This is a genomic window from Ichthyenterobacterium magnum, from assembly GCF_003610635.1.
In the GTDB taxonomy this organism is placed as follows: domain Bacteria; phylum Bacteroidota; class Bacteroidia; order Flavobacteriales; family Flavobacteriaceae; genus Ichthyenterobacterium; species Ichthyenterobacterium magnum.
In genome coordinates this window covers 611,440-636,418 of the sequence record NZ_RAQJ01000001.1, presented here as the reverse complement: position 1 = coordinate 636,418, position 24,979 = coordinate 611,440, and the positions used below count along the sequence as shown (strand labels likewise).

The 24,979-nt window shown below is 31.4% G+C and carries 28 protein-coding genes; 13 read left to right on the top strand and 15 right to left on the bottom strand.

Annotated features, from left to right (window positions below; genetic code table 11):
• The first annotated feature begins 165 nt into the window (after window positions 1-165).
• Both BXY80_RS03100 and BXY80_RS03095 read left to right on the top strand, forming a co-directional pair.
• Window positions 166-2,325, top strand: a complete 2,160-nt coding sequence (locus BXY80_RS03100; RefSeq protein WP_120199744.1) for a TonB-dependent receptor — start codon at window positions 166-168, stop codon at window positions 2,323-2,325.
• 419 nt (window positions 2,326-2,744) lie between these two features.
• A complete protein-coding gene (locus BXY80_RS03095) occupies window positions 2,745-4,031 on the top strand; it encodes a hypothetical protein (protein WP_120199743.1) in 1,287 nt (428 codons plus the stop codon).
• Window positions 4,032-4,246: 215 nt separating this feature from the next.
• On the opposite strand, the gene BXY80_RS03090 is transcribed toward BXY80_RS03095, so the two are convergent.
• Window positions 4,247-4,672, bottom strand: coding sequence for a Rieske (2Fe-2S) protein (locus tag BXY80_RS03090; RefSeq protein ID WP_120199742.1), 426 nt, complete (start codon window positions 4,670-4,672; stop codon window positions 4,247-4,249).
• A gap of 171 nt (window positions 4,673-4,843) precedes the next feature.
• Here BXY80_RS03090 and greA point away from each other — a divergent pair, with 171 nt between their 5' ends.
• Together greA and BXY80_RS03080 are read left to right on the top strand one after the other, a co-directional pair.
• Window positions 4,844-5,317, top strand: a complete 474-nt coding sequence (gene greA / locus BXY80_RS03085; RefSeq protein WP_120199741.1) for a transcription elongation factor GreA — start codon at window positions 4,844-4,846, stop codon at window positions 5,315-5,317.
• Between the two features lie 82 nt (window positions 5,318-5,399).
• On the top strand, window positions 5,400-5,789 hold the full coding sequence (locus BXY80_RS03080; protein WP_120199740.1) for an HIT family protein: 390 nt from the start codon (window positions 5,400-5,402) through the stop codon (window positions 5,787-5,789).
• Window positions 5,790-5,791: 2 nt separating this feature from the next.
• Here the strand turns inward: BXY80_RS03080 and BXY80_RS03075 are convergent, their stop codons facing one another.
• The gene (locus tag BXY80_RS03075; protein WP_120199739.1) at window positions 5,792-6,145 is read right to left on the bottom strand and encodes a hypothetical protein; all 354 of its coding nucleotides are present in this window, start codon (window positions 6,143-6,145) and stop codon (window positions 5,792-5,794) included.
• Window positions 6,146-6,240: 95 nt separating this feature from the next.
• Window positions 6,241-7,395, bottom strand: a complete 1,155-nt coding sequence (locus BXY80_RS03070; protein WP_120199738.1) for a sensor histidine kinase — start codon at window positions 7,393-7,395, stop codon at window positions 6,241-6,243.
• 156 nt (window positions 7,396-7,551) lie between these two features.
• On the opposite strand from BXY80_RS03070, the gene BXY80_RS03065 reads away from it, so the two are divergent.
• From BXY80_RS03065 to aat, 3 genes are all read left to right on the top strand, one after another.
• Complete coding sequence (locus BXY80_RS03065; RefSeq protein WP_120199737.1) at window positions 7,552-8,421, top strand: flavin reductase family protein; 870 nt, start codon at window positions 7,552-7,554, stop codon at window positions 8,419-8,421.
• Window positions 8,422-8,447: 26 nt separating this feature from the next.
• Window positions 8,448-8,819: a DUF3127 domain-containing protein gene (locus BXY80_RS03060; protein ID WP_120199736.1), complete on the top strand. Its 372-nt coding sequence runs from the start codon at window positions 8,448-8,450 to the stop codon at window positions 8,817-8,819.
• 86 nt (window positions 8,820-8,905) lie between these two features.
• Complete coding sequence (gene aat / locus BXY80_RS03055) at window positions 8,906-9,532, top strand: leucyl/phenylalanyl-tRNA--protein transferase (RefSeq protein WP_120199735.1); 627 nt, start codon at window positions 8,906-8,908, stop codon at window positions 9,530-9,532.
• A gap of 4 nt (window positions 9,533-9,536) precedes the next feature.
• Here the strand turns inward: aat and BXY80_RS03050 are convergent, their stop codons facing one another.
• Window positions 9,537-10,100 (bottom strand): DNA-3-methyladenine glycosylase I, encoded by a 564-nt coding sequence (locus BXY80_RS03050; protein WP_120199734.1) that lies wholly within the window; start codon window positions 10,098-10,100, stop codon window positions 9,537-9,539.
• Window positions 10,100-10,348, bottom strand: coding sequence for a hypothetical protein (locus tag BXY80_RS03045; RefSeq protein ID WP_120199733.1), 249 nt, complete (start codon window positions 10,346-10,348; stop codon window positions 10,100-10,102). Before BXY80_RS03045 ends, BXY80_RS03050 begins: the two co-directional genes overlap by 1 nt.
• An 83-nt stretch (window positions 10,349-10,431) precedes the next feature.
• On the opposite strand from BXY80_RS03045, the gene BXY80_RS03040 reads away from it, so the two are divergent.
• A complete protein-coding gene (locus BXY80_RS03040) occupies window positions 10,432-11,025 on the top strand; it encodes a thioredoxin family protein (protein WP_120199732.1) in 594 nt (197 codons plus the stop codon).
• Between the two features lie 3 nt (window positions 11,026-11,028).
• Here the strand turns inward: BXY80_RS03040 and BXY80_RS03035 are convergent, their stop codons facing one another.
• The 6 genes from BXY80_RS03035 to BXY80_RS03010 form a co-directional block, all read right to left on the bottom strand.
• On the bottom strand, window positions 11,029-11,763 hold the full coding sequence (locus BXY80_RS03035) for a TonB family protein (protein ID WP_147376094.1): 735 nt from the start codon (window positions 11,761-11,763) through the stop codon (window positions 11,029-11,031).
• Window positions 11,764-11,816: 53 nt separating this feature from the next.
• A complete protein-coding gene (gene truB / locus BXY80_RS03030; protein WP_120199730.1) occupies window positions 11,817-12,530 on the bottom strand; it encodes a tRNA pseudouridine(55) synthase TruB in 714 nt (237 codons plus the stop codon).
• Between the two features lie 4 nt (window positions 12,531-12,534).
• Entirely contained in the window at window positions 12,535-13,326 is a 792-nt protein-coding gene (locus BXY80_RS03025) for an undecaprenyl-diphosphate phosphatase (RefSeq protein WP_120199729.1), read from the bottom strand.
• Window positions 13,327-13,383: 57 nt separating this feature from the next.
• A complete protein-coding gene (locus BXY80_RS03020) occupies window positions 13,384-13,650 on the bottom strand; it encodes a DUF3098 domain-containing protein (RefSeq protein ID WP_120199728.1) in 267 nt (88 codons plus the stop codon).
• Between the two features lie 5 nt (window positions 13,651-13,655).
• Window positions 13,656-13,988, bottom strand: coding sequence for a hypothetical protein (locus BXY80_RS03015; RefSeq protein ID WP_120199727.1), 333 nt, complete (start codon window positions 13,986-13,988; stop codon window positions 13,656-13,658).
• Window positions 13,989-14,056: 68 nt separating this feature from the next.
• The gene (locus BXY80_RS03010; RefSeq protein WP_120199726.1) at window positions 14,057-14,935 is read right to left on the bottom strand and encodes a cell division protein FtsX; all 879 of its coding nucleotides are present in this window, start codon (window positions 14,933-14,935) and stop codon (window positions 14,057-14,059) included.
• Between the two features lie 122 nt (window positions 14,936-15,057).
• Between BXY80_RS03010 and BXY80_RS03005 the strand changes: the two genes are divergently transcribed.
• From BXY80_RS03005 to BXY80_RS02995, 3 genes are all read left to right on the top strand, one after another.
• Complete coding sequence (locus BXY80_RS03005) at window positions 15,058-18,198, top strand: leucine--tRNA ligase (RefSeq protein ID WP_120199725.1); 3,141 nt, start codon at window positions 15,058-15,060, stop codon at window positions 18,196-18,198.
• Window positions 18,191-18,550 carry a hypothetical protein gene (locus tag BXY80_RS03000; protein WP_120199724.1) on the top strand — a complete coding sequence of 120 codons (360 nt, stop codon included), beginning with the start codon at window positions 18,191-18,193 and terminating at the stop codon, window positions 18,548-18,550. The genes BXY80_RS03005 and BXY80_RS03000 overlap by 8 nt, the downstream gene beginning before the upstream one ends.
• Before the next feature lie 79 nt (window positions 18,551-18,629).
• A complete protein-coding gene (locus BXY80_RS02995) occupies window positions 18,630-19,325 on the top strand; it encodes a zinc metallopeptidase (RefSeq protein WP_120199723.1) in 696 nt (231 codons plus the stop codon).
• Between the two features lie 43 nt (window positions 19,326-19,368).
• Here the strand turns inward: BXY80_RS02995 and BXY80_RS02990 are convergent, their stop codons facing one another.
• Together BXY80_RS02990 and BXY80_RS02985 are read right to left on the bottom strand one after the other, a co-directional pair.
• Window positions 19,369-19,839, bottom strand: coding sequence for an Lrp/AsnC ligand binding domain-containing protein (locus BXY80_RS02990; RefSeq protein ID WP_120199722.1), 471 nt, complete (start codon window positions 19,837-19,839; stop codon window positions 19,369-19,371).
• A 101-nt stretch (window positions 19,840-19,940) separates the two neighbouring features.
• Window positions 19,941-21,305, bottom strand: coding sequence for a saccharopine dehydrogenase family protein (locus BXY80_RS02985; RefSeq protein WP_120199721.1), 1,365 nt, complete (start codon window positions 21,303-21,305; stop codon window positions 19,941-19,943).
• Window positions 21,306-21,388: 83 nt separating this feature from the next.
• Between BXY80_RS02985 and BXY80_RS02980 the strand changes: the two genes are divergently transcribed.
• Window positions 21,389-21,781: a DUF423 domain-containing protein gene (locus tag BXY80_RS02980; protein ID WP_120199720.1), complete on the top strand. Its 393-nt coding sequence runs from the start codon at window positions 21,389-21,391 to the stop codon at window positions 21,779-21,781.
• Window positions 21,782-21,845: 64 nt separating this feature from the next.
• On the top strand, window positions 21,846-23,456 hold the full coding sequence (pckA, locus tag BXY80_RS02975) for a phosphoenolpyruvate carboxykinase (ATP) (RefSeq protein ID WP_120199719.1): 1,611 nt from the start codon (window positions 21,846-21,848) through the stop codon (window positions 23,454-23,456).
• Between the two features lie 78 nt (window positions 23,457-23,534).
• Here the strand turns inward: pckA and BXY80_RS02970 are convergent, their stop codons facing one another.
• Window positions 23,535-24,287, bottom strand: coding sequence for a uroporphyrinogen-III synthase (locus BXY80_RS02970; RefSeq protein ID WP_120199718.1), 753 nt, complete (start codon window positions 24,285-24,287; stop codon window positions 23,535-23,537).
• A 16-nt stretch (window positions 24,288-24,303) separates the two neighbouring features.
• Window positions 24,304-24,957, bottom strand: a complete 654-nt coding sequence (locus tag BXY80_RS02965) for a DUF4271 domain-containing protein (RefSeq protein WP_120199717.1) — start codon at window positions 24,955-24,957, stop codon at window positions 24,304-24,306.
• Window positions 24,958-24,979: the final 22 nt, after the last annotated feature.

The window sequence follows — 24,979 nt, the reverse complement described above, 5'->3', positions numbered from 1 at the left end:
AGGTAATGCTGTTTAGGAAACGAGCGTTAAGAAAACATTCAGTGAATGTTTTTAGCGAGTGCGATAAGGTCATCTTAGATGACTTTTAGTAGTTAAGCTCAATCAATTAATTATTTAACAAAAGAATAATGACCTCTTTTTATTCGATTATTATATCTAATCGTAATGAAAAATTTATTCGCATTTTTAAGTCTTTTCGCATTATCGTATTGTGCGTTTTCACAAGAAAAAGTACAAGACTCAACAAAAGTTGAAACTTTAGACGAAGTTTTAGTTAAGGCAGTTCGTGTGAATGCGACTTCGCCAATTACACACTCAAATGTCACTAAAAAACAAATTGAAAAACGTAATTTGGGTCAGGATATTCCTGTGCTTTTAAATTACTTACCATCTGTTGTTACAACCTCAGATGCAGGAGCAGGTGTTGGTTATACAGGCATAAGAGTACGTGGTATTAACGCGCAGTCAACTAATGTAACTATTAACGGAATTCCTTATAACGACGCAGAGTCTTTAGGAACTTTTTGGGTTAATTTAGGAGATTTTGCTTCTTCGGTAGAAAGTTTGCAATTGCAACGAGGTGTAGGTACTTCAACTAATGGTTCTGGAGCTTTTGGAGCAAGTGTAAATGTGCTTACAGACGCAATTTCTAATCAAGCAAAAGCAGAAATATCTAATGCTTTTGGAAGTTTTAATACTAGAAAACATACAGTGAAATTTAGTACAGGCAAATTGTTTTCAGACACTGAACGTAGCCGAAGTGTTGAGATTGCTGGTCGTTTATCTCAAATTAATTCAGATGGCTATATAGATAGAGCAGAAACAGATTTAAAATCTTACTTTTTACAAGCATCTTATATTGATGATAATACGTTAATAAAAGCGATTACTTTTGGCGGAAAAGAAGTTACTTACCAGGCTTGGAACGGTATAGATGCTGAGACACTAGAAACTAATAGAACATTTAATTCTGCTGGAATTTATACAGATGCAAATGGAGACACTCAATTTTATGATAACGAAGTAGATAATTATAATCAAGATCATTATCAGTTACACTGGAATCAACGCTATAATAATAACTGGTCTACAAATATAGGTTTAAACTATACTTACGGACGTGGTTATTTTGAGCAATATAAAGAGGACGAAGATTTTTTAGACTATAATTTAGATGAGATTGTTATTGGAGGAGAAACCATCAATACTACAGATTTAATAAGAAGACGCTGGTTAGATAATGATTTTTATGTGTTAAATATGAGTGCTAATTATAAAAATAATGCACTTGATTTAACGTTTGGAACTTCAGTTAGTCATTATGATGGCGATCATTTTGGCGAAATTATTTGGGCGCAATATACTAGTAATAGTACTTTGAGAGGTCGCTATTATGAAGGTAATGGTTTAAAAAATGACTTCAGCACTTTTGCAAAGGCCACATATAGAGTAAATGATAAAGTGAGTTTGTATGGTGATTTGCAATTACGTTTGGTCAATTATAAAACTACAGGATTAACCTCAGATAGAATTCCGTTTAATGTAGATGAAAATTACAGCTTTTTTAATCCTAAAGCTGGAATTACCTATAGGTTAAATTCAAATAACAGTATCTACTTCTCGTATGCAAGAGCAAATAGAGAGCCTAACAGAGATGATTTTGAAAATAATGCAGACGTTAAACCAGAACAGCTTAATGATTTTGAGTTGGGTTGGAGGCATAACACTAAAACATTCAAAATAAATACTAATATTTATTACATGCTATATAATGAGCAATTGGTACTCACAGGGCAAATTGATAATGTTGGAAACCCAATTAGAACCAATAGCGGGAAAAGTTCCCGTTTAGGGTTAGAGATCGATGCTGCAATTGCTATTTCAAGTAAATTTTCTATCCAACCCAATATCACATTAAGTTCAAATAAAAATAAAGAAACGATTGCTTCTATTGATGGAGTATTGACAAACTTAGGTCGTACAAATATCTCTTTTTCTCCAGAACTAGTTGCTGCAAATGCATTGGTGTTTCAACCTAAAAAGAACTTACAATTATCTTTATTAAGTAAATATGTAGGCGAACAATTTATGGTTAATACAGATGATAAAGCATCAAAGTTAGATAGTTATTTTGTGAATGATTTTAATGTGACTTATGAGGTAAAACCAAAATCAATATTTAAATCTATCGTACTTTCTGGTTTAGTAAATAATATTTTTAATAAAGAATATGTGTCTAATGGTGCAGATTATGGCGGCGGTTATATTTACTATTATCCACAAGCAACCACTAATTTTTTAATTGGTGCTACATTAAAGTTTTAGTTTTTTAGACTAAATGCCAAGCTAATCTTAGTTGAGGGCCTATTAACAATAACTTACCTGTAAAACAGGATGTTAAAACCAAGCTCTAAACTGTTAAAAACAGGCTAAAAAGTATTTATAAGTTACGGTTTTTCCGTACTCTGTAAGTATGGTAATTGCTTTCAAGTGTAAAATCACATAAAAAACTTATTAACAATAGGTTATGATAAATAATGAATAAAATGCTTTGTCTCTAATGCTTTTTTTTTGTAGGCTTGAACGGTTTAAAGCAAAGTTTTGGGTTATTTAAGAAGTCTTCCAAAATAAGTGGACAACATAAATGTTCGAATATAACTTGTGCTAGTTTTTTCCTTTTATAGAACAGTATTTGAAATGACTGCTTAAACACTATCTATTATTAATTTATATTATACTACACTATGACAAAAAAACTTAAAAGCAAATTGTGGCTTGTTGCCTTAATTGTAGGGGTTTCTATATTTATCTTCAATTGTCAAAGGGATGAAATTTCAATTGTACAAAAAGAAGAATTAAACTATAGGACTGTTTCTGTCAAACAAGCTAAACAAGTATTTTTTAAAAAAAAGACGAAACCATTAAACCTTATATTTAGAACAAGTGAAAGTAACGAACTTGTCCTTTCTCCTCAATGGGAAACAGTTGAACAGAATGAATTAAATTTTACTGATGCTTTAATGACTGAAGTAAATACTTTAATAAATAGAGAAGGCAATTATTCATCTAAAGCTATATTTATTGAAGTTAATGATGTTGTGGTATTTGCCTTAGAGACTCAATACGCTTTTGGCAGATACACTAATGGTGATTTAAAGGAAGGTCTAGTTTATTATAACGATTTTGATGGGAATTTTTTGGACGCATATAAAATCCAAAATGGCTTAACAACTAAACGATTTGTTTTAAATAATATTACCCAACAATCAGGTTTTTTTCTAACAATGTTTTTTCAAAATTTTGGCGATCATAATTGTTGGAATACTGACAACCTACCTGATGATAACCAGTTAGAGGAGGTTGTTGTAACCGCTCCTGCCCAACATAGTAACAATTCGTTTCAAGAGATTTTTATATATAATTACCACATTCCAACTTCTGGGAATGATATTTCTAGTGGGTCTTCAGGTTCTGGTGGTTTTGGTGGTGGAAATAATTCATCAATAATAAATAGCCAGTTAACTGATTTATTAGGTCAAGGAGATTCTTTTATAAATACAAATTTTGGAGATACTAATAGTCCTTATTCTTTTGATTCTGTAGCCGATTTTGAAGAGTTTTTAGATGACTTTGAAAACACATTTGAATTAGAAGAAATCAATTTAGAAAATTTACAAAATGGAACTAAGATTACTAAATTTAAAGCTAAGTTTGCATATATAATACCTCCTGTATATTTAAACGTTCATGCTAAATCAATTTTAGATAATTCTATTACAGAAAACATAAATGAATTTGATTTACTTGAGGTTATTTCATTTGAAAGTGGAGTTACTCCTTTTCTAGAATGGGAACAGGATTCATATGAACATTCAATAAATGAAAATATAGTTACTGTTATTGGGCACTTTAATATTGGTATTAGTATTCAAGGTTTTGATATATCTTATTCCGATAGTTATGTAATAACTATAACTTATAATAAAACCACAGGCGAACCTATTGACATAACTGCAATAGGTGATAATTAGTTAAAATTTATGGAAACAAAAATTATTGAACCAAATAATGGTATTATTTTATGGCAATTTTTATTTTGGATATTAATATTAATTCTAATATATATTATTGTAAAAATTGTAAAAAAAATCTTAATAAAAAAGAAGTTTAAAGAAAATTAGTAAAAACAGCAGTTAAGAACACTAAGCTCTTAACTGCTATTTTTACTTTAAATTTAGGATAAAATCTAATTACTAACAACAACAGTATTCCCAGATAACGTAGCTCTGTATTCAAATAAACCACAAGGCAAAGGGTCGCCAAAATTTTGTCCTGTAAATAAACTGTACTCGTTTTGGTCATCGCAACCACAAGTTACATTCACGCCATCGCGTTGTAAAAATGAACAACTACTTACAACATGGTTTGGGTCTGTTGCATCCCAAGCTCTATAGGTGTCATTACCAGTATTTATAATATAAATGCCTTTGTTACCTTGGCTAGGTTCAAAATAAACACCACTAGTAACTAATAATGGTGCATATTGTGGTAAGCTTAGGTTTAGACTAGCATTGACATTTAAATCTAATAAAAAATTACAATTATTAACAGAGTTGTCACTGCTGCAAGCGGTAAGTATTATTAAGGAAAAACCTAGTAAAAAACGTTTCATAGAGTTAATAAATTTCTTTTGCAATGTAAACAAAATAAATGTTGAAATAAATATTTTGTATATTTGTAACTTAAATCTCGTGTGAGCGAGATTTTTTGTGTTTTATTCTGAAATTATTCAGAATCGTATTAATTTAAACACATAATATGTTACAATATAAACGATGAAGTTATGAGTAAAGTATCTTATTATACTGAAGAAGGACTAAAAAAGTTAAGAGCCGAACTAAGACAATTAAAAGATATAGAGCGTCCTAACGCGTCTAAAGCAATTGCAGAAGCAAGAGATAAAGGAGATTTAAGCGAAAATGCAGAGTATGATGCAGCAAAAGAAGCACAAGGTATGTTAGAGATGAAAATCTCTAAACTTGAAGAAACTTTAGCTGGAGCACGAGTTATTGATGAGTCTCAATTAGACAATTCAAAAGTATTAGTGTTATCTACGGTTAGAATAAAAAATCAAGCTAATGACATGGAGATGACTTATACTTTAGTTGCAGATGGTGAAGCAGATTTAGCTACAGGTAGATTATCTGTAAATTCTCCAATTGGTAAAGGTTTACTTGGTAAATCTGTTGGCGAAGTTGCTGAAGTACAAGTGCCTAATGGTGTTATTAAATTTGATGTTTTAGAAATTACTAGATAATCAATAATTTACAATAAAGTTTAATTAAAAGATTCCTACTTTGTTAGGAATCTTTATATTTACAGATATACGTATTATACAAATGGCATCTATTTTCACAAAAATTGTTAACGGAGAAATTCCTTGTTATAAAGTAGCAGAAACTGAAGAGTTTTTGGCTTTTTTAGATGTTAACCCAAATGCTAAAGGTCATACATTATGTATTCCTAAAAAAGAAGTTAATAAACTTTTTGATTTAGACAAAACCACCTATACTAAACTAATGGCATTTTCTAGAGAAGTTGCTTTAGCCTTAGAAAAGGCTATTACTTGTAAACGAATTGGCGTTTCGGTTATTGGCTTAGAAGTGCCTCATGTGCATGTGCATTTAATTCCTTTAAACACGATGGAAGACGCACGCTTTATTAATAAAGTTAGTTTAGAAAAAGAAGAATTTGAAGCTCTAGCCAAGCATATAAATTCTTTTTTGTAGTATTACTCAAAAACACCACTTATAAATAATATCACTCCAATAATTGAAGCTGTTATTATCACAATTAAAATCCAAGCTAGTTTCTTGAGTTTTATCGATTTTGATTTCGGTTTTATAGCACGTTGTTGGTAAGCTACAACTTGCTCTATTTCGTTTGTCCATCGTACAGGAAAAATATCGGTTTTGCATATTGTACAATACATTGCTAGCGTTGTGTGTTCTGTTATAGCTTTGTAAAATAGGGTGTCAGCAATTTTTTGTTTAAAGGTTAATTTTAAACCTTCATTAGAGTAGCACTCAGGACAATTGTTGTTGAGCTTAACCTCTTTAAGTGTAAAAAACTGTTTGGTTTTCATTTTATTTAAATTTAGAAAACAATATTAATCAGTATTATAATTCTTTTGGGTTGTACTTGCCAAAGTCTAACGAATACCTAATTATGGATAAATTACTAAACTAATTTTAAAGCAACTTGCATTGTTGTGCCTTTGTCTATTTCAGATTTTAATACTTTTATTTTTCCGTTATGATAATCTTCAATAATTCGTTTTGCCAAAGATAAACCTAATCCCCAACCTCTTTTTTTACTTGTATAACCAGGCTCAAAAATAGTATTGAATTGCTGTTTTGAAATTCCTTTACCTGTATCTGTGATATTTATTTTTACAAATTTATCATCATGAGTAATAGCTATTTTTAATTCACCTTTACCTTTCATGGCATCGATAGCATTCTTAACTAAATTTTCAATAGTCCAACTATAAAGCTGTGTGTTCAAACTTACATTTATCTCTTGGTTTGGAACTTTAATATCAAAGTCAATTAATTTTGAGGTACGCGTTTTTAAATACTCATAAGAATCTAAGGTTTCTTTTACAATATCTACTTTTTTGAGCGTTGGTACAGACCCAATTTTACTAAAACGATCTGTTATGGTTTGTAGCCTTGTAATGTCTTTTTCTATTTCTACCAGATAATCAGGGTTTACATGTTCTGAACGCAAAATCTCTGTCCAACCAACTAAAGATGATAATGGTGTTCCTATTTGGTGAGCAGTCTCTTTAGCCATTCCTGTCCATAATTTATTTTGAGCAGCATTTTTTGAACTTTTATAAAAGAAAAAAGCAACAGCGGCAAATAAAAAAATGATGAGCAATAATGCTAAAGGGTAATATTTTAGCTTGTTTAATAAAGGTGAATTACCGTAATACAGTTTTGATAAAACTTCTCCTTTTGATTTTAATATAATTGGGTCGTTCTCAGACTTAAATTTTTTAAGCAACCTGTCTGCTTTAATCGAGTCTAGCATGGTTTCCTCCAAAATATTTAACGAACCAGTAATTTCTTCTTTAGAATTGACTAAAATCATAGGTGTTGTTTTATTACTTTGTTGAATAAGCAACGGTAAATCACTCATATTAACATCTAAATTGTCTGTTCTAGCTATTTCTTTTTGAGCTTCAGACCAATTTTGCATTTTGGTACGTTCTTCGGCTTTAAAATTTTGAAAAAACACATAAGTATTCCAAAGAATCAATGAAATAATAATAAAAGAGGCGATGATAATAATCCAACGCGTCATATTTCGAGTTAATGTTATTGCCATTAAGTAATTTTTGAGTTTTAAATATAATGGAATTATGTTAATAATATTGTGTTACAAGCTATCAATTCATTTTTATAACTTTAGTAATATGGTTACATTTGCATCTTTAAAATTGTGTTGCTTTTAAGGTAAAAGCACTAAAACTAAATTGATTAAATGGTTTCTTTTAATCCTAGAGATATTTCAACAGGAAAACTTCATGGGTATTTACTTAGTGCAGTTGCGCCTAGACCAATTGCTTTTGCTAGTACGATTGATGAAGAAGGAAACCCTAATTTATCACCGTTTAGTTTTTTTAATGTATTTAGTGCTAATCCGCCAATCATGATTTTTTCTCCTGCACGACGTGTGAGAGATAATACAACCAAACACACATTAGAAAACGCAAAGGCTGTTAAAGAAGTGGTTGTTAATGTTGTTAATTATGACATTGTACAACAAATGTCTTTAAGTAGTACGGATTATGCAAAAGGTATAAATGAGTTTGATAAGTCTGGATTAACAATGTTGGCTTCAGATGTTGTAAAACCATTTAGAGTTGCAGAATCTCCAGTGCAGTTTGAATGTAAGGTAAATGATATTATTGAATTAGGAACCGAAGGTGGCGCAGGAAATCTAGTGATATGTGAAGTGGTTAAATTACATATAGCTCAAGATGTTTTAGATGATGATGAAAAAATAATTCAAGAAAAATTAGATCTTGTTGCTAGAGCTGGTGGAAGTTATTACAACAGAGCAAAAAAAGGCTTTTTTGAAATACCTAAACCATTACAAACATTAGGAATTGGAGTAGATGCTATGCCATCTGAAGTTAAAAACAGTATGATTTTAACAGGAAACGATTTAGGAATGTTGGGTAATATTGAAGCCTTACCAAACAAAACAGAAATAGAAAGTTTTGTTGATGATGTAAGTGAGCGTTATCCAAATATTAAAAATATGTCTCATAGAGAGAAACACAAAATAGCGCGCAATTATTTAAGTTATGGCGATGTAAATAGCGCATGGAAATTATTATTAAGTTAAAACAAGAATACATATAAATTAAAGTGATGGAAGTACAAGGAAAAATTAAAATGATAGGAGAAACTCAAACTTTTGGAAGTAATGGGTTTAGAAAAAGAGAAATAGTTGTAACAACAGAGGAGCAATATCCTCAACATATTATGGTTGAGTTTGTTCAAGATAAAACAGATTTATTAAATAACTATCAAGTTGGACAAGCTGTAAAAATAAGTATTAATTTAAGAGGTAGAGAATGGGTTAATCCACAAGGAGAAACAAAATACTTTAACTCAATTCAAGGATGGAGAATAGAAAATCTACAAGCAGAAGTAGGTAATATGCCTCCTGTTGCTCCAGCTGAAGCTTTTGAGCCAGCAACTAATTTAAATACTGAAGAGCACGACGACCTTCCTTTTTAAATAATTTTGCCTAAGCAAAAATCTAAAAAATTTAACCTCGATACAATTTGTGTCGAGGTTTTTTGATTTATATTGGTATTGATTATATGAAGCTACTAACTAATAAAATAGAATTTCCAGATGTGTCTTTAGCATCTAAAGAAGGGATTTTAGCATTTGGAGGAGATTTGTCTCCAGAGCGTCTTCTATTAGCTTATAAAAGTGGAATATTTCCTTGGTTTGAAGCCAAAGAGCCTATTATATGGTGGTCACCAGATCCTCGTTTTGTATTATTTCCTGAAGACTTAAAAGTATCAAAAAGCATGAGGCAAGTATTACGAAATACAGATTTTGTAGTAACTATAAATAAAGATTTTGAAGGTGTAATTAAGCAATGTGCAGAGATTAAACGTGATGGACAATCAAGTACTTGGATTACTAGTAACATGATTGATGCATATATAGAACTTCATCAATTAGGTTACGCAAAATCTATAGAAGTTTGGTTAGATCAAAAACTTGTTGGTGGTTTTTATGGCATCGATTTAAGCAATGGTGTTTTTTGTGGTGAGAGTATGTTTAGTAAAGTGAGTAATGCTAGTAAAGTAGGTTTTATAACTTTTATTCATAACAGTAATTACAAAATTATAGATTGCCAAGTACATACGAGTCACCTAGAAACTTTGGGAGCTAAAGATATTTCTAGAAGTAAGTTTTTAAATTATTTAAAATAATTACTTAAACTTCATTATATCTAAAACAATCAACTTCGTGATCGTTAACCATTCCTGTGGCTTGCATATGAGCGTAGACTACGGTTGAGCCAACAAATTTAAACCCTCGTTTTTTTAAATCTTTGCTAAGCGCATCACTTAAAGATGTATTTGCAGGAGCATCTTTATAGTTTTTAAGTTTGTTTTTAATTGGTTTTCCGTCAGTAAATCCCCAAATGTATTTTGAAAACGAACCAAACTCATCTTGTATTTTCATAAATGCACGAGCATTGGTAATGGTTGCTTTTACTTTAAGTTTATTTCTAATTATACCAGTGTCTTGAAGTAAACTATCAATCTTGTCTTGTTTATAATCTGCAATTTTTTTGTAGTCAAAATTGTCAAAAGCATTTCTAAAGTTTTCTCGCTTACGTAATATGGTAATCCAACTTAATCCTGCTTGAAAAGTCTCTAGAATTAAAAATTCAAAAAGTGTATTGTCATCAAAAACAGGAACGCCCCATTCTTGGTCATGATAAGCTTCATATAAATCATCTCCAACGCACCAACCACATTTATGTTTTGTCATTATGAGTTTGTTTTTAATTGTGATTTTAAATCTTCAATTTCCTCGATTTTTTGTTTTAACTCTAAACGAGATTCCTTTAAATATAATACAAAGTATAAGAGAACCAGTACAAGGTTAAAATCAAATAAAGAAATGGATTCAGTTATTTGATAGTCTTCAAAAAGGGCTAATCGTTTACCCAAATATAAAATTGCAAAAGTTATTATAGCTATTAATTTAGAATAATTCAAAAATTTTATCCAATTCATACATTGTAAGTTTTCGTTTTAAATATAGACATAGTTATGATAAAAATCATCTTTTTTAACAATTTAAGAGCTTACATTTGAGCATGGTAAACAATATAATAGAATACAATAAAGAAAAGACTATCTCATACCAAGATTATAGAGATTTGGTAAAACAGTTAGTCGAAGATAAATCTACAACAGGTAACGAAAAAACTGAAGCTTTAGTTGAATACACAATGTTGAATGACAGACGTATGAAACGTTGGGATAAAACTGTAAAAGTTTCAGAAGAAGCACAACAAAAAGTTTCACAATTTAAAGGCGATGTAACATGGGTTGTTTTAACTGAGAGTTGGTGTGGTGATGCCGCGCATGTCATTCCTGTAATTAATAAAATTGCCGAACTAAATGATGGTATAGATTTAAAGTTTTTATTTAGAGATGAAAACGAAGCTTTAATGAATCAGTTTTTAACTAATGGCGGAAAAGCAATTCCAAAATTAATTATGATTGATAATACTACAGGCGATGTTGTAAATACATATGGACCTCGACCAACAGCTGCAACTAAGCTTGTAAATGACTATAAAGAAGCTCACGGCAAATTAACACCAGAATTTAAAGAAGACTTACAGCGTTGGTATAATAAAGATAAAGGGCAATCTGCAATTGAAGATTTATTACAGCTATTATAAAGCTTAATTTTTTCCTTTAAAATAAAAGGTGATAGAACCTAATTGTGATGCATTTGAAGCCGAATTAAACAAAACTGCTTTTGCATATTCTAAAGCGTGTTCTGTTAAGCATTCATTGTTTGTTGTTGAAGATGTGTTTATATAAGAGTTTGTAACTTCTCCAGAAGCATTTACAGTAATATTAACTACAATTTTACCACTTTCTTCACATAAATAACGAGGCGTATCATAATTTATAATGTCTCTGTCTTTTAAAGAATAGGTTAGAGTACTATTAGCATTTGTAGACTCTTTTCTTTTTTCTGACGAACGCAAGGCTAAAATATCATTTGCTTTTTTAAATGATGAACGTTCATCATTATTAATTGCATAGTCTTTAGAGTTGTTATATGAAGGGCTAGATGTTACAACATCTTCTACGTCTTGTTCAGCTTTTTCTTCAAGAGCTTTTGTTGTTTTTTCAAAGTCATTAGCATTTACCGATTTAAAGTTTTTCATCATATCTTTAAATGCTTTGTCTTCATTAAATGCTTGATTGGTTTTAGATAGAGACTCTTCTAAAGCTTTTAATTCTTCAAGTTTTTTTAATTCTTCAACAGTTTGAGGCTCAATCTCGTAGTAGCTTTCTGCTATTAATTTGTTTTGCTTTGTAATATGAAAACTAAACATACCAAAAACAATAATTCCTGTAATAAGAATTGTTAAGATTAGGGCTTTATGTTGTTTAATAAAATTCAAAATCGATGTATATATAACTGATTGTGTAATCAATATACGTAAAATAGAAGAAATTAGTTGTTAAGACTTTCTATAAACTGCTCTGGTGATGTTGCATTAGCAACATTAAAATCACCAATTTTTGTGCGTCGTAAAGCAGAAAGATGCGCTCCAGAGTTTAGTGCCTTCCCAAAATCGTGAGCTAAAGAACGGATATAAGTGCCTTTGCTACAAACCACTCTAAAATCTAGATGTATTGAGCTTGTGCTGAGCGCAGTTGAAGTATCAATTTTTGTGATTTCAAACTCTAAAATAGATACAGTTCTAGGCTTAATTTCAACAGTTTCACCAGCTCTAGCATATTCGTATAAGCGTTTACCATCTTTTTTTAATGCAGAAAACACAGGAGGAAACTGTTCTATATCTCCAATAAATTGCTTTGTAGTTTCATAAATTAATTCAGGTGTAATATGGTCAGTTGCAAAGGTGTTATCTACTTCGGTTTCTAAATCATAAGAAGGTGTTGTACTACCTAAAGTAAATGTACCAGTATATTCTTTTATCTGACCTTGAAATGTATTTATTTGCTTGGTCATTTTACCTGTGCAAATTACCAATAAGCCAGTAGCTAAAGGATCTAATGTGCCAGCATGACCAACTTTTATTTTTTTAATGTTGAAAGCTTGGCGTATTTCCCAACGCAATTTGTTTACAGCTTGAAATGAGGTCCAAGTTAAAGGCTTATCTATAAGTAAAACTTGTCCGGAAAGAAAATCTTCAGCAGTCATTTTTTTATATTGATGCGATTGCAATCGCTATTAAACCTACTATTAAACAGTATATAGAAAAATAAACAAGCTTACTTTTTTTAACAATACTTATCATCCAAGTACAGGCAAATAAACCAGAAATAAAAGCAGCGACAAAACCAACACTTAATGTTGTAAAGTTAGAACTATCATAAGTTAATTCGCCTCCAATAAGGTCTTTAGCAATTTTACCAAAAATTAGTGGTACAACCATTAAAAAGGAAAAACGTGCTGCTTTAGTTTTATCATTTCCTAGTAAAACAGACGTAGATATTGTAGCACCAGAACGAGAGATGCCAGGTAGCATAGCAATGGCCTGAGAAAAACCTATAACAATAGCGTTTTTAAATGAGATATCTTTAGAGGTGTCTTTGGCTTTATCGGCTAAATACAAAAGTAAAGCTGTAAGTATAAGCATAAAACCTACAAGCTTGATACTGCCTCCAAATAATTCGGATAATTCAGATTCGTATGTGTAACCAATTATTGCAGCAGGTAACATAGATACGGCAATTTTAGCAGCAAACTGCATATCTTCATTCCATTCAAACTTTAAGATGCCTTTTAAAATTACCCATATGTCTTTTCTAAATACAACAATAGTACTTAAGGCAGTTGCAAAATGAAGTACAACTGTAAACAACAAACTTTCTTTAGGAATAGATTCGTTACCAAGTATGGCTTTACCTAACTCTAAATGACCACTAGATGACACAGGAAGAAACTCAGTAAGCCCTTGAATTACACCTAAAATAATTGCGTCAATAATTTCCATTTGGCAAAAGTATCAAAATTGAATGACCAAAGGATAAAAAGAATAAAATTTGTGTTTTTATTTTTTGGAGCTCGTTTTATTAGGGTTCAATAAAATAGCATACACCTGAAAACCAAAGCCAATTAAAACCAGAGTTGGAGCAAGTCTAATACGTCTCCAGCTAAAGACATCAGGATTCCAAACATTTGGATCATCGCTTCCGCCACCAGACATTAAAATAAAACCAATAGCTATGCATGCTAAACCAATTAGCATAAACTTGTAGTTTTTCTTCCCGAAGATAAATTCGTTTTTTGCTGTTTCTTTACGTTTTTGTTCTCCCATAATATTTAAAACTCTGTAAAAATAACTTCGTTTGCTACTGCAAGTTGAGCAATATGTTCTGAAGTTCCAAAAAATAATTTTGGTAAGTGCAAAGTAACAGTTTTATTTAAAACTTTTGCGTTAAGAGAATCTAAAATTAATCCGCGTTCTAAACCTCTATTAATATAATAGTGGTCGCCATCTGTATCACTAAAAACAATATCGTTAGAAGTACCTTCTTTAATATTAATGATTGTTTCGGTTTCAATAACACAGTCTTCTGGTTTAGGATTTTCAATTAAACACGAATTTAAAAAAAGACTAAGGGCTAGGACAAAAAAAGGGAATGGCTTTTTCATTGATTAGCAATAGGTTGGTTATAAAATAATAACGTTTTGTATGGATGTTTAGTATTTCGTGCTAACAGCTAATAATACAACTGATCCGTTTTTAAATTCAAGAAACGTTGTGTAGCAATAAAAGTACTTATCCAAGTAATAAGAATACCTAATAGAAAAATACCAACAAACAAAGCTGCAAGCAATATAGGTTTTTGTAGTAATTCTAATTCTGGGAAAGTACTATTGAGATAGTATAAAACAATAGCCATTCCTATAAGCGCTACAATTGCTCCTATAACACCTAGTTGTACACTTTTAAAAACAAAAGGACGTCTAATAAAGCGTTTAGTTGCACCAACCATTTGCATAGTTTTAATAATAAATCGTTTAGAGTACACCGCTAACCTAATTGAGCTGTTAATTAATAATACCGCAATTAATGTAAATAATGCACTTAGTATTAATACCCAAAATGTGATTTTTTTCACGTTATTATTCATGAGTTCTACCAAATCATTATCGTAGGTGATGTCTTCAATAAACTTTTTGTTGGCTAACTCTTCAGTAATACCATCTAATGTTTCGTTAGTAACATAATCTGCTTTTAAATACACATCTATAGAACGCTGTAGCGGATTAGAGCCTAAAAACTCCATAAAATCCTCACCTATATCTGCTTTTACAATGTCTACCGCTTCTTCTTTAGATACAAATTTGGTGGCTTTGGTATAATCTGCCATAGCCAAACTTTTTTCTAATTGATTAATTTCAACATCTTTAGCAGAGTCATTTAAGTAAATGGTAACCACTACTTGTTCTCTAAAATGATCGGCCACTTTTTTTGCATTTAACACCAATAAGCCCAAACATCCCAGTAAAAAAAGTACTAAAGCAATACTTATAACTACAGAAAAATAGGAAGAAATTAACTTTCGTTTTTGGTATCTGTCAAAAGATGCGCTCATATATAAATTGGATTAATGCTGTAAAAATAAAAAACAATTCTGTTTGTATAAGGTTTACAACGCTTAAACTTTTAATAGTGTTGTAATAAGTTTAAATTTGCGCTTTTATTACAAATAAGATAATGAGTTACCATTTTAACGATATAGAAGCCAAATGGCAAAAATACTGGGCAGAAAACCAAACATTTAAAGCCTCAAATACAAGTGATAAACCAAAGTATTATGTGCTTGATATGTTTCCTTATCCAAGTGGAGCAGGTTTGCATGTTGGTCATCCTTTAGGTTATATAGCTTCAGATATTTATGCGCGATATAAACGTCATAAAGGATTTAATGTATTGCATCCTCAAGGTTATGATAGTTTTGGTTTGCCTGCAGAGCAATATGCAATTCAAACAGGGCAGCATCCAGCAATTACTACAGAAACCAATATAAAAACATATCGTAGACAATTAGATCAAATTGGTTTTTCATTCGATTGGTCTCGAGAAGTACGAACGAGCAATCCAGAATATTATAAATGGACACAGTGGATTTTTATTCAACTCTTTAATTCTTGGTATAATAACAATTCTAATAAAGCTGAAAATATTTCAGAACTAATTAAAATATTTAAAGCCGAAGGAAACGCAAACATAAACGCTGTTTGTGATGATACTGTTTATTCATTTTCTGCTGAAGATTGGAACGCTTATACTTCAGAAGAACAGCAAGCCATTTTACTACAATATAGATTAACGTATTTAGCTGAAACCGAAGTGAATTGGTGTCCAGCTTTAGGAACCGTTTTAGCAAATGATGAGATTGTAAATGGGGTTTCAGAACGTGGAGGACATCCCGTAATTCGTAAAAAAATGACACAATGGAGTATGCGTATTTCCGCTTATGCAGAACGTTTGCTTCAAGGTTTAGAAACTATAGATTGGACAGATTCTCTTAAAGAAAGCCAACGTAATTGGATAGGAAAATCTGTTGGAGCTTCAGTAACGTTTAATGTGATGTCTAGTGAGATGCTGAAACAAGTTCAGCATGACAAAAGTGAGCGTCATTCCGAACTTGATTCGGAATCTCATCACACAATTGAAGTCTTCACTACCAGACCAGATACTATTTTTGGAGCAAGTTTTATGACGCTGGCTCCAGAACATGAGTTAGTATCAAAAATTACTACTGATGAGCAAAAATCAGAGGTTGAAGCTTATATTTTGGCAACGTCTAAACGTAGTGAGCGTGATCGTATGGCAGATGTAAAAACCATTTCTGGTGTTTTTACAGGCGCTTATGCCGAGCATCCTTTTACAAAAGAACCAATTCCTATTTGGATTGGCGATTATGTATTAGCTGGTTATGGTACTGGAGCAGTAATGTCTGTGCCTTGTGGTGATCAACGTGATTATGATTTTGCTAAGCATTTTAATATCCCAATTCCAAATATTTTTGAAGGTGTTGATATAAGTGAAGAAGCCTTTGCTGATAAAGACAATACAGTTATTGCTAATAGTGATTTCTTAAACGGCCTTAAATATAAAAAAGCGGTTAAAACTGCTATTTACGAATTAGAAAAATTAGGGCAAGGCGAAGGAAAAACAAACTACAGATTGCGTGATGCAGTATTTTCTCGTCAACGTTATTGGGGAGAACCATTTCCAGTGTATTACGTTAACGGAATGCCACAAATGATAGAGGCTAAGCATTTGCCAATTCGTTTGCCAGAAGTTGAAAAATATTTACCAACCGAAACTGGAGAGCCACCTTTAGGTCGTGCCGATGTTTGGGCTTGGGACACAAATACAAATACAGTAGTTTCAAATAGTCTTTGTCATTCCGCACTTGATGCGGAATCTATTGAAGACAACGGAATTTATCCTTTAGAACTAAACACAATGCCAGGTTGGGCGGGAAGCTCATGGTACTTTTTTAGGTATATGGAAGATGCTATGCGTGATGAAGCATTTGCAAGTGAAACTGCACTTAAGTATTGGGAAAATGTAGATTTATATATTGGTGGAAGCGAGCATGCTACAGGACATTTATTGTACTCACGTTTTTGGGTGAAGTTTTTAAAAGACAGGGGATTTGTTGGTGTAGAAGAACCTTTTAAAAAGCTGATTAACCAAGGAATGATTTTAGGAACGAGTGCTTTTGTTTATAGAAGAATTACATATATAAATGTAGTTAATAATGGATTAATAAGATGGATACCTGTAAAGCATGTTCCAATTTTTAAATCTTTTAATGAAAACCTTTTTACCGATAAATCATTTAAAGATGAGCAAGCTGAAAATAAATTTTTAAATTGGTTGAAATTTGAGTTACCACCTTTACATCAATTAAAATTAAAACAATTAATTGGTGATGATTTATTAGTTGATAGTTTAAATTCTTTATCCAATAATGAAATATTAGATTTCTTAAAAGGGAAAATAGAATTCCAATATGTAAAACTTCATGCAGATGTATCAATGGTAAATTCCTCAGATGAATTAGACACCGAAGATTTTAAAAATTGGAGAGCAGAATTTAAAGATGCAGAGTTTATTGCAGAAGAAGATGGAACGTTTAAAGTAAAACGTGAAGTTGAAAAAATGTCTAAATCTAAATACAATGTTGTAAACCCAGACAATATTTGCGAGCAATATGGAGCAGACAGCTTACGTCTTTACGAAATGTTTCTTGGCCCTTTAGAGCAAGCTAAACCTTGGAATACTGCTGGTATTACGGGCGTTCATGGTTTTCTTAAAAAACTATGGAAACTCTATGTTGGAGAAAACGGCTTACGTGTTAATGATGCAGAACCAACAAAAGACAACTTAAAAACATTGCATAAAACCATAAAAAAAGTAGAAGACGATATTGAGAACTTCTCGTTTAATACATCGGTTTCTACATTTATGATTGCTGTTAATGAGTTAACAGCTCAAAAATGTACAAGCAAAGCCATACTAGAACCTTTATTAATTGTATTGTCACCTTATGCACCACATATTACTGAAGAGTTATGGAGCCAATTAGGTAATAACCAATCTATTTCTACAGCAATGTTTCCTAAGTTTGAAGAAAAGCATTTGGTAGAGAGTAGCAAAAATTATCCAATATCATTTAACGGTAAAATGCGTTTTACCTTAGAGTTGCCATTAGATATGAGTAAAGATGATATTGAAGCAGCAGTTATGGCTCATGATAAAACCAAAGCGCAACTCGACGGTCGTGAACCTAAAAAGGTTATTGTAGTTCCAGGAAAAATTGTAAATATTGTTGGCTAGAATAATCAAGAAAATAAGTGTAATACTAGGTGTTTTAGTTTTAGCAGCTATTATTAGCTGTTTTCTATTAGAAGCTAATGAAAAACAATTTAATCAAGAAGACTGGACTTCAAATCCACTAATGCGTTATAAAATGTCTAAGGATATTATTGAAAGTAATATGCTAATTGGCAAAACAAAAGATGAAATTATAATGCTTTTGGGAACTTCTGAAACGTCTAATCTTCAAGGTAAAGAGCATGTGATTTATGCCTTAGGAAAACCACCTAGTTTTTTTGATGAACACGCTGCTAAGTTGGTAGTCATTTTTGAAAATAATTTGGTGACCAAAGTGATTCATTCTCATGAATAACTGACAAAATTTCTTAACTTATGTTTGGCGTATTTTTTGCTATTTAAGTTATACATTTATAGAACTAAAATTTAAAAACATGTTTGGATATTATATATTAATAGGAGCTATTGCTCTAGTGAGTTGGTTAGTTAGTAATCAACTAAAAAAGAAGTTTGCATATTACTCTAAAGTGCAACTTCGTAATGGTATGAGTGGTAAAGAAATAGCAGAAAAAATGTTAGCAGATCATGGTATTAATGATGTTGAGGTTATTTCTGTAGCTGGTCAATTAACAGATCATTACAATCCTAAAAATAAAACGGTAAACTTAAGTGAAGCTGTATATAATCAACGCAACGCTGCTGCAGCTGCTGTTGCTGCTCACGAATGTGGTCACGCAGTACAACATGCGCAGGCATATAGTTGGTTACAAACACGTTCGACTTTAGTGCCAATGGTTAGTGTAACTTCAGGAATGTCTCAATGGTTAGTTATTGGCGGATTAGTACTTGGAGCTGCTGCTGGAGTTGGTATGGGTTATTGGGTTGCAGTTGCAGGCTTAGTGTTTATGGCCGCCGCAACTTTATTTAGTTTTATTACTTTACCAGTAGAATATGATGCAAGTAATAGAGCTTTAGCATGGTTAAAAAATAAAAATATAGTTTCTCAAGAAGAATATAAAGGATCTGAAGATGCCTTAAAATGGGCTGCAAGAACGTATTTAGTAGCGGCTATTGGAGCACTTGCTTCACTATTATATTGGGCATTTCAAGTTTTTGGTGGTAGAGATTAAAAAAATGCATACATATAAAAAAAGCTCCTTTAAGGAGCTTTTTTTATATCTTAATCTGTCTATCTATTTGTTGAGCCAACGAAATAAATGTTTCGGTTCGGGACACACCTGTTATAGATTGTATGTCATTATTGAGTAGATACATTAAGTGTTCATTGTCTTTACACAAAATTTTAATAAAAATACTCCAATCTCCAGTTGTATAATGACACTCTAAAACTTCAGGTATTTTTTTGAGCTGTTTTACAGCATCAGGATTACTCATTGCTTTATCTAAGTATACACCAATAAAAGCCATTGTTGTATAGCCTAAAACTTTTGGATTAATAACAAACTTAGACCCAGAAATTAATTTTGATTTTTCTAGTTTTCTTAAACGTTGATGAATAGCTGCTCCAGAGATTCCTACTTGACGCGCAATTTCTAAAATTGGAGTTCTAGCATCTTGCATCAAAGCTCTAAGTATCTTTTTATCAATTCCATCAATCTGCAGGCTTTGATTTACAATTTTCATAAGCTAAATGTTTTCAATATAAAAGATAAAAGTAATCAATTGATTTAAAACTGTAACTCCGGTTCTAATGAATTACAATTTTTACTAATGTCTTCTGCTCTTCAAGCATTTAAAGGATTATATCCTAAATAAGGCACTTCTTTTTCATTAAACACTACGCCAAAATCTTCTAGTTCCTTTAAAATAGGTTTATAAACTTCTTTTGTAATAGGGATTTGAACGCCTGGCGTTTTAATTTTTTCGTTTAAAATTGCTAAAGTTGCAATAGCTACAGGTAAACCAACAGTTTTTGCCATTGCAGTATAAGTTTGGTCTTCGCCAAGTGTTACCATTGTTGCATCTATTTGATGCATTTCGCCATGTAATTCATAACCAAATTTATGATACATAACAATCATGTCTTTATCATCTTCAGCAAGTGTCCAACTATCCATTAATATCTTTTGAAGAATTTGAGCTGGTGTTGCTTTTTTAAGCTCGACCATTTTTTGATGATTAAAAATGTCTAGCTCTTCTAATTTATCCCAAACAATATCATCTTGGTCAACTTTTAATGCATGTCTAAATTTAAGCTCAACAGAATCTGTTGGGCTGTAAGGTAAAAAGGCATTTATAAAATCACGATAACTCATGTTTTCACTATCGTCTATGGTGTAACTATCGTCAGTCATTCCTAATTGAACAAACATATTCCACGCACGACTAAAACCTACGCGACGCATGGTTCCTCTATATAATGTTTTAATAGCGTCTAATCCATAAACACTTTGATATTTTAAAGAATCTCTGTTTGCATAAGCTTCAAAACGACCGTAACCATCTACTTCAAGAAATTCAGTTCGCCTAAATAATCTATTGTAAGGAATGTATTTGTAAGTACCTTCTTGAAGAAATTTTGCTGCGCCACCTTGACCAGCAACAACCACGTTTCTTGGGTTCCATGTAAATTTATAGTTCCAAAGGTTGTTGTCGCTTTCTGGAGCTACAAGACCTCCTGTAAAAGATTCAAATAAAATCATTTTGCCACCTTTGTCACGAATAGAATCTATCACTTGCATAGCACTCATATGATCGATTCCTGGATCTACACCAATTTCGTTCATAAAAATCAAGCCTTTTTCTTTTGCTGCTTTGTCAAGCTTTTGCATGTCTTCACTAACATATGAAGCCGTTACCATGTTTTTACCATAAGTAATACAATCTTTGGCAACGTCTATATGAAAACGCGCAGGAAGCATAGAAACAATAATGTCTGCGTTTTCAATGGCTTTTTGTCTAGAGCTTTTGTCAAAAACGTCAAGCGTAATAGCTTGAGCATTTTCGTGATTTCCAATTAATTTTTTGGCGTTATGTATATTAATGTCACCAACGATAACATGTAGAGCTTCGCTTTGTGATTTGTCTAATAAATATTTTATAAGGTATGATGCAGATTTTCCTGAACCAATAACTAAAATCTTTCGCATAATGAGATTTGTTGAGTAATTTTGTGTTTGCAGGCGAATTTAATAAATACAATGGGTTATAAAAACCAAAATCATAATTATCTATGAACAAAAAAATATTAATTACAGCAGCTTTATTGGGTGTTATAAGTGTGATTCTTGGTGCTTTTGGAGCACATGGATTGAAAGCCCTAATTTCATCAGAATCTATTCAAACTTTTGAAACAGGTGTGCGTTATCAAATGTATCACGCTATTGTGCTTTTGTTTGTTGGCAATACAGTACTTGTATCAGAAAAATCAAAACAAATCATCTTTTATCTTATACTTTTTGGGATATTGCTTTTTTCTGGATCTATTTATGGTTTGTCAACTAATTCTTTAACGGGTTTTGATTTTAAAACTATTGGTTTTGTAACACCAATCGGAGGTTTGTTGCTTCTTATTTCTTGGGCTATATTGTTAATAAACTTTTTAAAACTCAAAGCTTATAAATGATGATTTTAGGTGTGTACTTTAAAATAAAGTTTTAATTTTGCATCTTAAACAACATAAACAAATTATGGTAGACCATACCCAAGCAACGAAAACGATTTCGCTAGATCAATACGGAATCAAGAATGCTAAAGTGCGTTATCAATTATCACCAGAACAACTTCATGATTTAACAATAGCTAAAGAGCAAGGCGTAGAAGCCTCTTCTGGAGCTATTGCAGTTAATACAGGAGAGTTTACAGGGCGTTCACCAAAAGACAGATTTATTGTAAAAGATGATATTACAAAAGATCGTGTTTGGTGGGGAAATATAAATATTCCGTTCGCGTCTGATAAATTTGAAAAACTGTATGCTAAAGTTGTAGATTATCTTTCTGATAGAGAGGTTTTTGTGAGAGATAGTTATGCATGTGCTGATGAGAATTACAAATTAAATATTCGAGTAATTAACGAATATCCATGGAGTAATCAATTTGCATACAATATGTTTTTACGTCCTGATGAAGAAGAATTAAAAAACTTCTCGCCAGAATGGACTATTGTAAATGCGCCAGGTTTTATGGCAGATCCTGAAATAGATGGAACACGACAACATAATTTCGCCATTTTAGATTTTACAAGAAAAATTGCTTTAATTGGCGGAACTGGTTATACGGGTGAAATTAAAAAAGGAATTTTTTCTGCTTTAAATTTTGTGCTTCCTGTATTTAAAAACACTTTACCAATGCATTGTAGTGCAAATGTTGGTGAAGATGGAGATACTGCAATTTTCTTTGGATTATCAGGAACAGGAAAAACAACATTATCTACAGACCCAGACAGAAGTTTGATTGGAGATGATGAACATGGTTGGACTAACGAAAACACCGTTTTTAATTTTGAAGGCGGTTGTTATGCTAAGGTCATTAACTTATCTAGAGATCAAGAACCAGAAATCTATGATGCTATAAAGAAAGGAGCAATCCTAGAAAATGTAATTATGGATGCTAATGGTAATGTTGATTTTAAAGACACTTCTATTACACAGAATACGAGAGTAAGTTATCCTATTCACCATATTGAAAATATTAAAGTACCATCAATAGGAAAAAACCCTAAAAATATATTTTTTTTAACAGCAGATGCTTTTGGAGTTTTGCCTCCAATATCTAAGTTAACGCCAGGTCAAGCTGCATATCATTTTATTTCTGGATATACTGCAAAAGTTGCTGGAACTGAAGCAGGAATTAACGAGCCATTACCAAGTTTCTCAGCTTGTTTTGGAGCACCATTTATGCCATTGCATCCAACAAAATATGCTGAGATGTTAAGTGCTAAAATGCAAGATGCTGGAGTTAATGTATGGTTAGTTAATACTGGCTGGACTGGTGGGCCTTATGGTATAGGAACAAGAATGAAATTAAAGTATACTAGAGCGATGATAACTGCTGCAATTGACGGAAGTTTAGAGGCTGCAAATAAAGATAATTATCATGTACACTCTGTATTTGGTGTTAAACAACCTAGAACATGCCCTAATGTACCAACTGAAGTTTTAAGCCCAAGAACAACTTGGAATAATGATGAAGGGTATTATAAAGCAGCTTATAAATTATCTGAATCGTTTAGAGAAAACTTTAAGCAATTTGAAGAGTATGCAAATCAAGACATTCTTGATGGCGCACCAAATGTAAAATAAAGAAATTACAATTTAATTGAATAAAAAATGCGATGTTTTAAACATCGCATTTTTTATTTTTATTAAAGTATAAAAGGTTTACTTTCCTTTATTTACTTTGTCTATATATTTTTTTAAAGCCATTGTCATTGATGGTGTTTCAGGAGTAGGAGCAGCAATATCTACTCGTAGTCCATGAGACTCAACAGCTTTAATTGTAGTGTTTCCAAATACAGCAATTCGTGTATCTTTTTGTTTAAACTCAGGGAAATTATGAAATAACGACTCAATACCAGAAGGACTAAAGAATACTAAAATATCATAGTATACATTTGCCAAATCAGATAAGTCACTAATTACGGTTTTATAAAATACAGCTTGTTTCCATTCTACATTTAAGCCGTCCAACAATTCAGGAACTCTAGGTTTTAATTTATCTGTAGTTGGTAATAAGAATTTCTCGTCTTTATATTTTTTAATGAGAGGCGATAAATCATCAAATGTGCGTTTACCAACATATATTTTACGTTTTCTGTAAACCACATATTTTTGCAAGTAAAAAGCTACTGCTTCAGATTGACAAAAATATTTCATTGTATCTGGAACTTTAAAACGCATTTCATCTGCAACTCTAAAAAAGTGATCAACAGAATTTCTACTAGTTAATATAATAGCTGTGTATTGAGATAAATCAATCTTTTGTTGTCTAATGTCTTTAGCTTCAACACCTTCTACATGAATAAATGGTCTGAAATCAATTTTTACTTTTTGCTTTTCTTGAAGATCAAAGTAAGGCGAATTTTCTATTTTAGGTTCTGGTTGGGACACTAAAATTGTTTTCACTTTTGTCATAGGCCAAGTTGTAGTTTTAAACTTTATAATTTGTAATTAACTTATACAAAATTAGATAAGGTCCAATTTCGAGAGCGCAAAGATACAAAATAAAATAGAATAAGTTGTTGAATAATAACTTTTGATGATTTTTAAACGAAGTTATAAAACCAATTAAATTAATTAATACAATCAATCCAATTATTGCATAAATAATAGGTTTTGAAGGCGTTATGCTATAGATAAGTAAGGCGTTAATTGGTAATAGTATAAAACCAGAATAGTTTTTATATGTTGTTTTTTGAAATAAATAGGAATCAATTAATCCGTCAATTTCAAACAAACTACCAATTAAACGTTCAAAAAGAACTTTAATTAAAAATAAAACACCAATACCAAATAAGAGTTTAAAAAAATCTTGAAGGTCAAACTCTGAAGACGGAATAAATGATGAGTATGCTATATATGAAAATAAAGAGACAGATATTATTAAATTAAAAAACATGAGCATGTCAAAACCATCAACAAATTTTTGGTCTCTAGTATATATTTTTAAATATTTAGAATTTCCTATTACTGCTAAAAAGTCTTTAAACCTATAGGCGTATAGAAATTTAGACAAAGTAATAAATACCAAGCCTAAAACTATAAAAACCGTAAACCACTCGTTAGTAACAAAGTTTCTGAGCATAATGCAAAATTATAAAGAAATT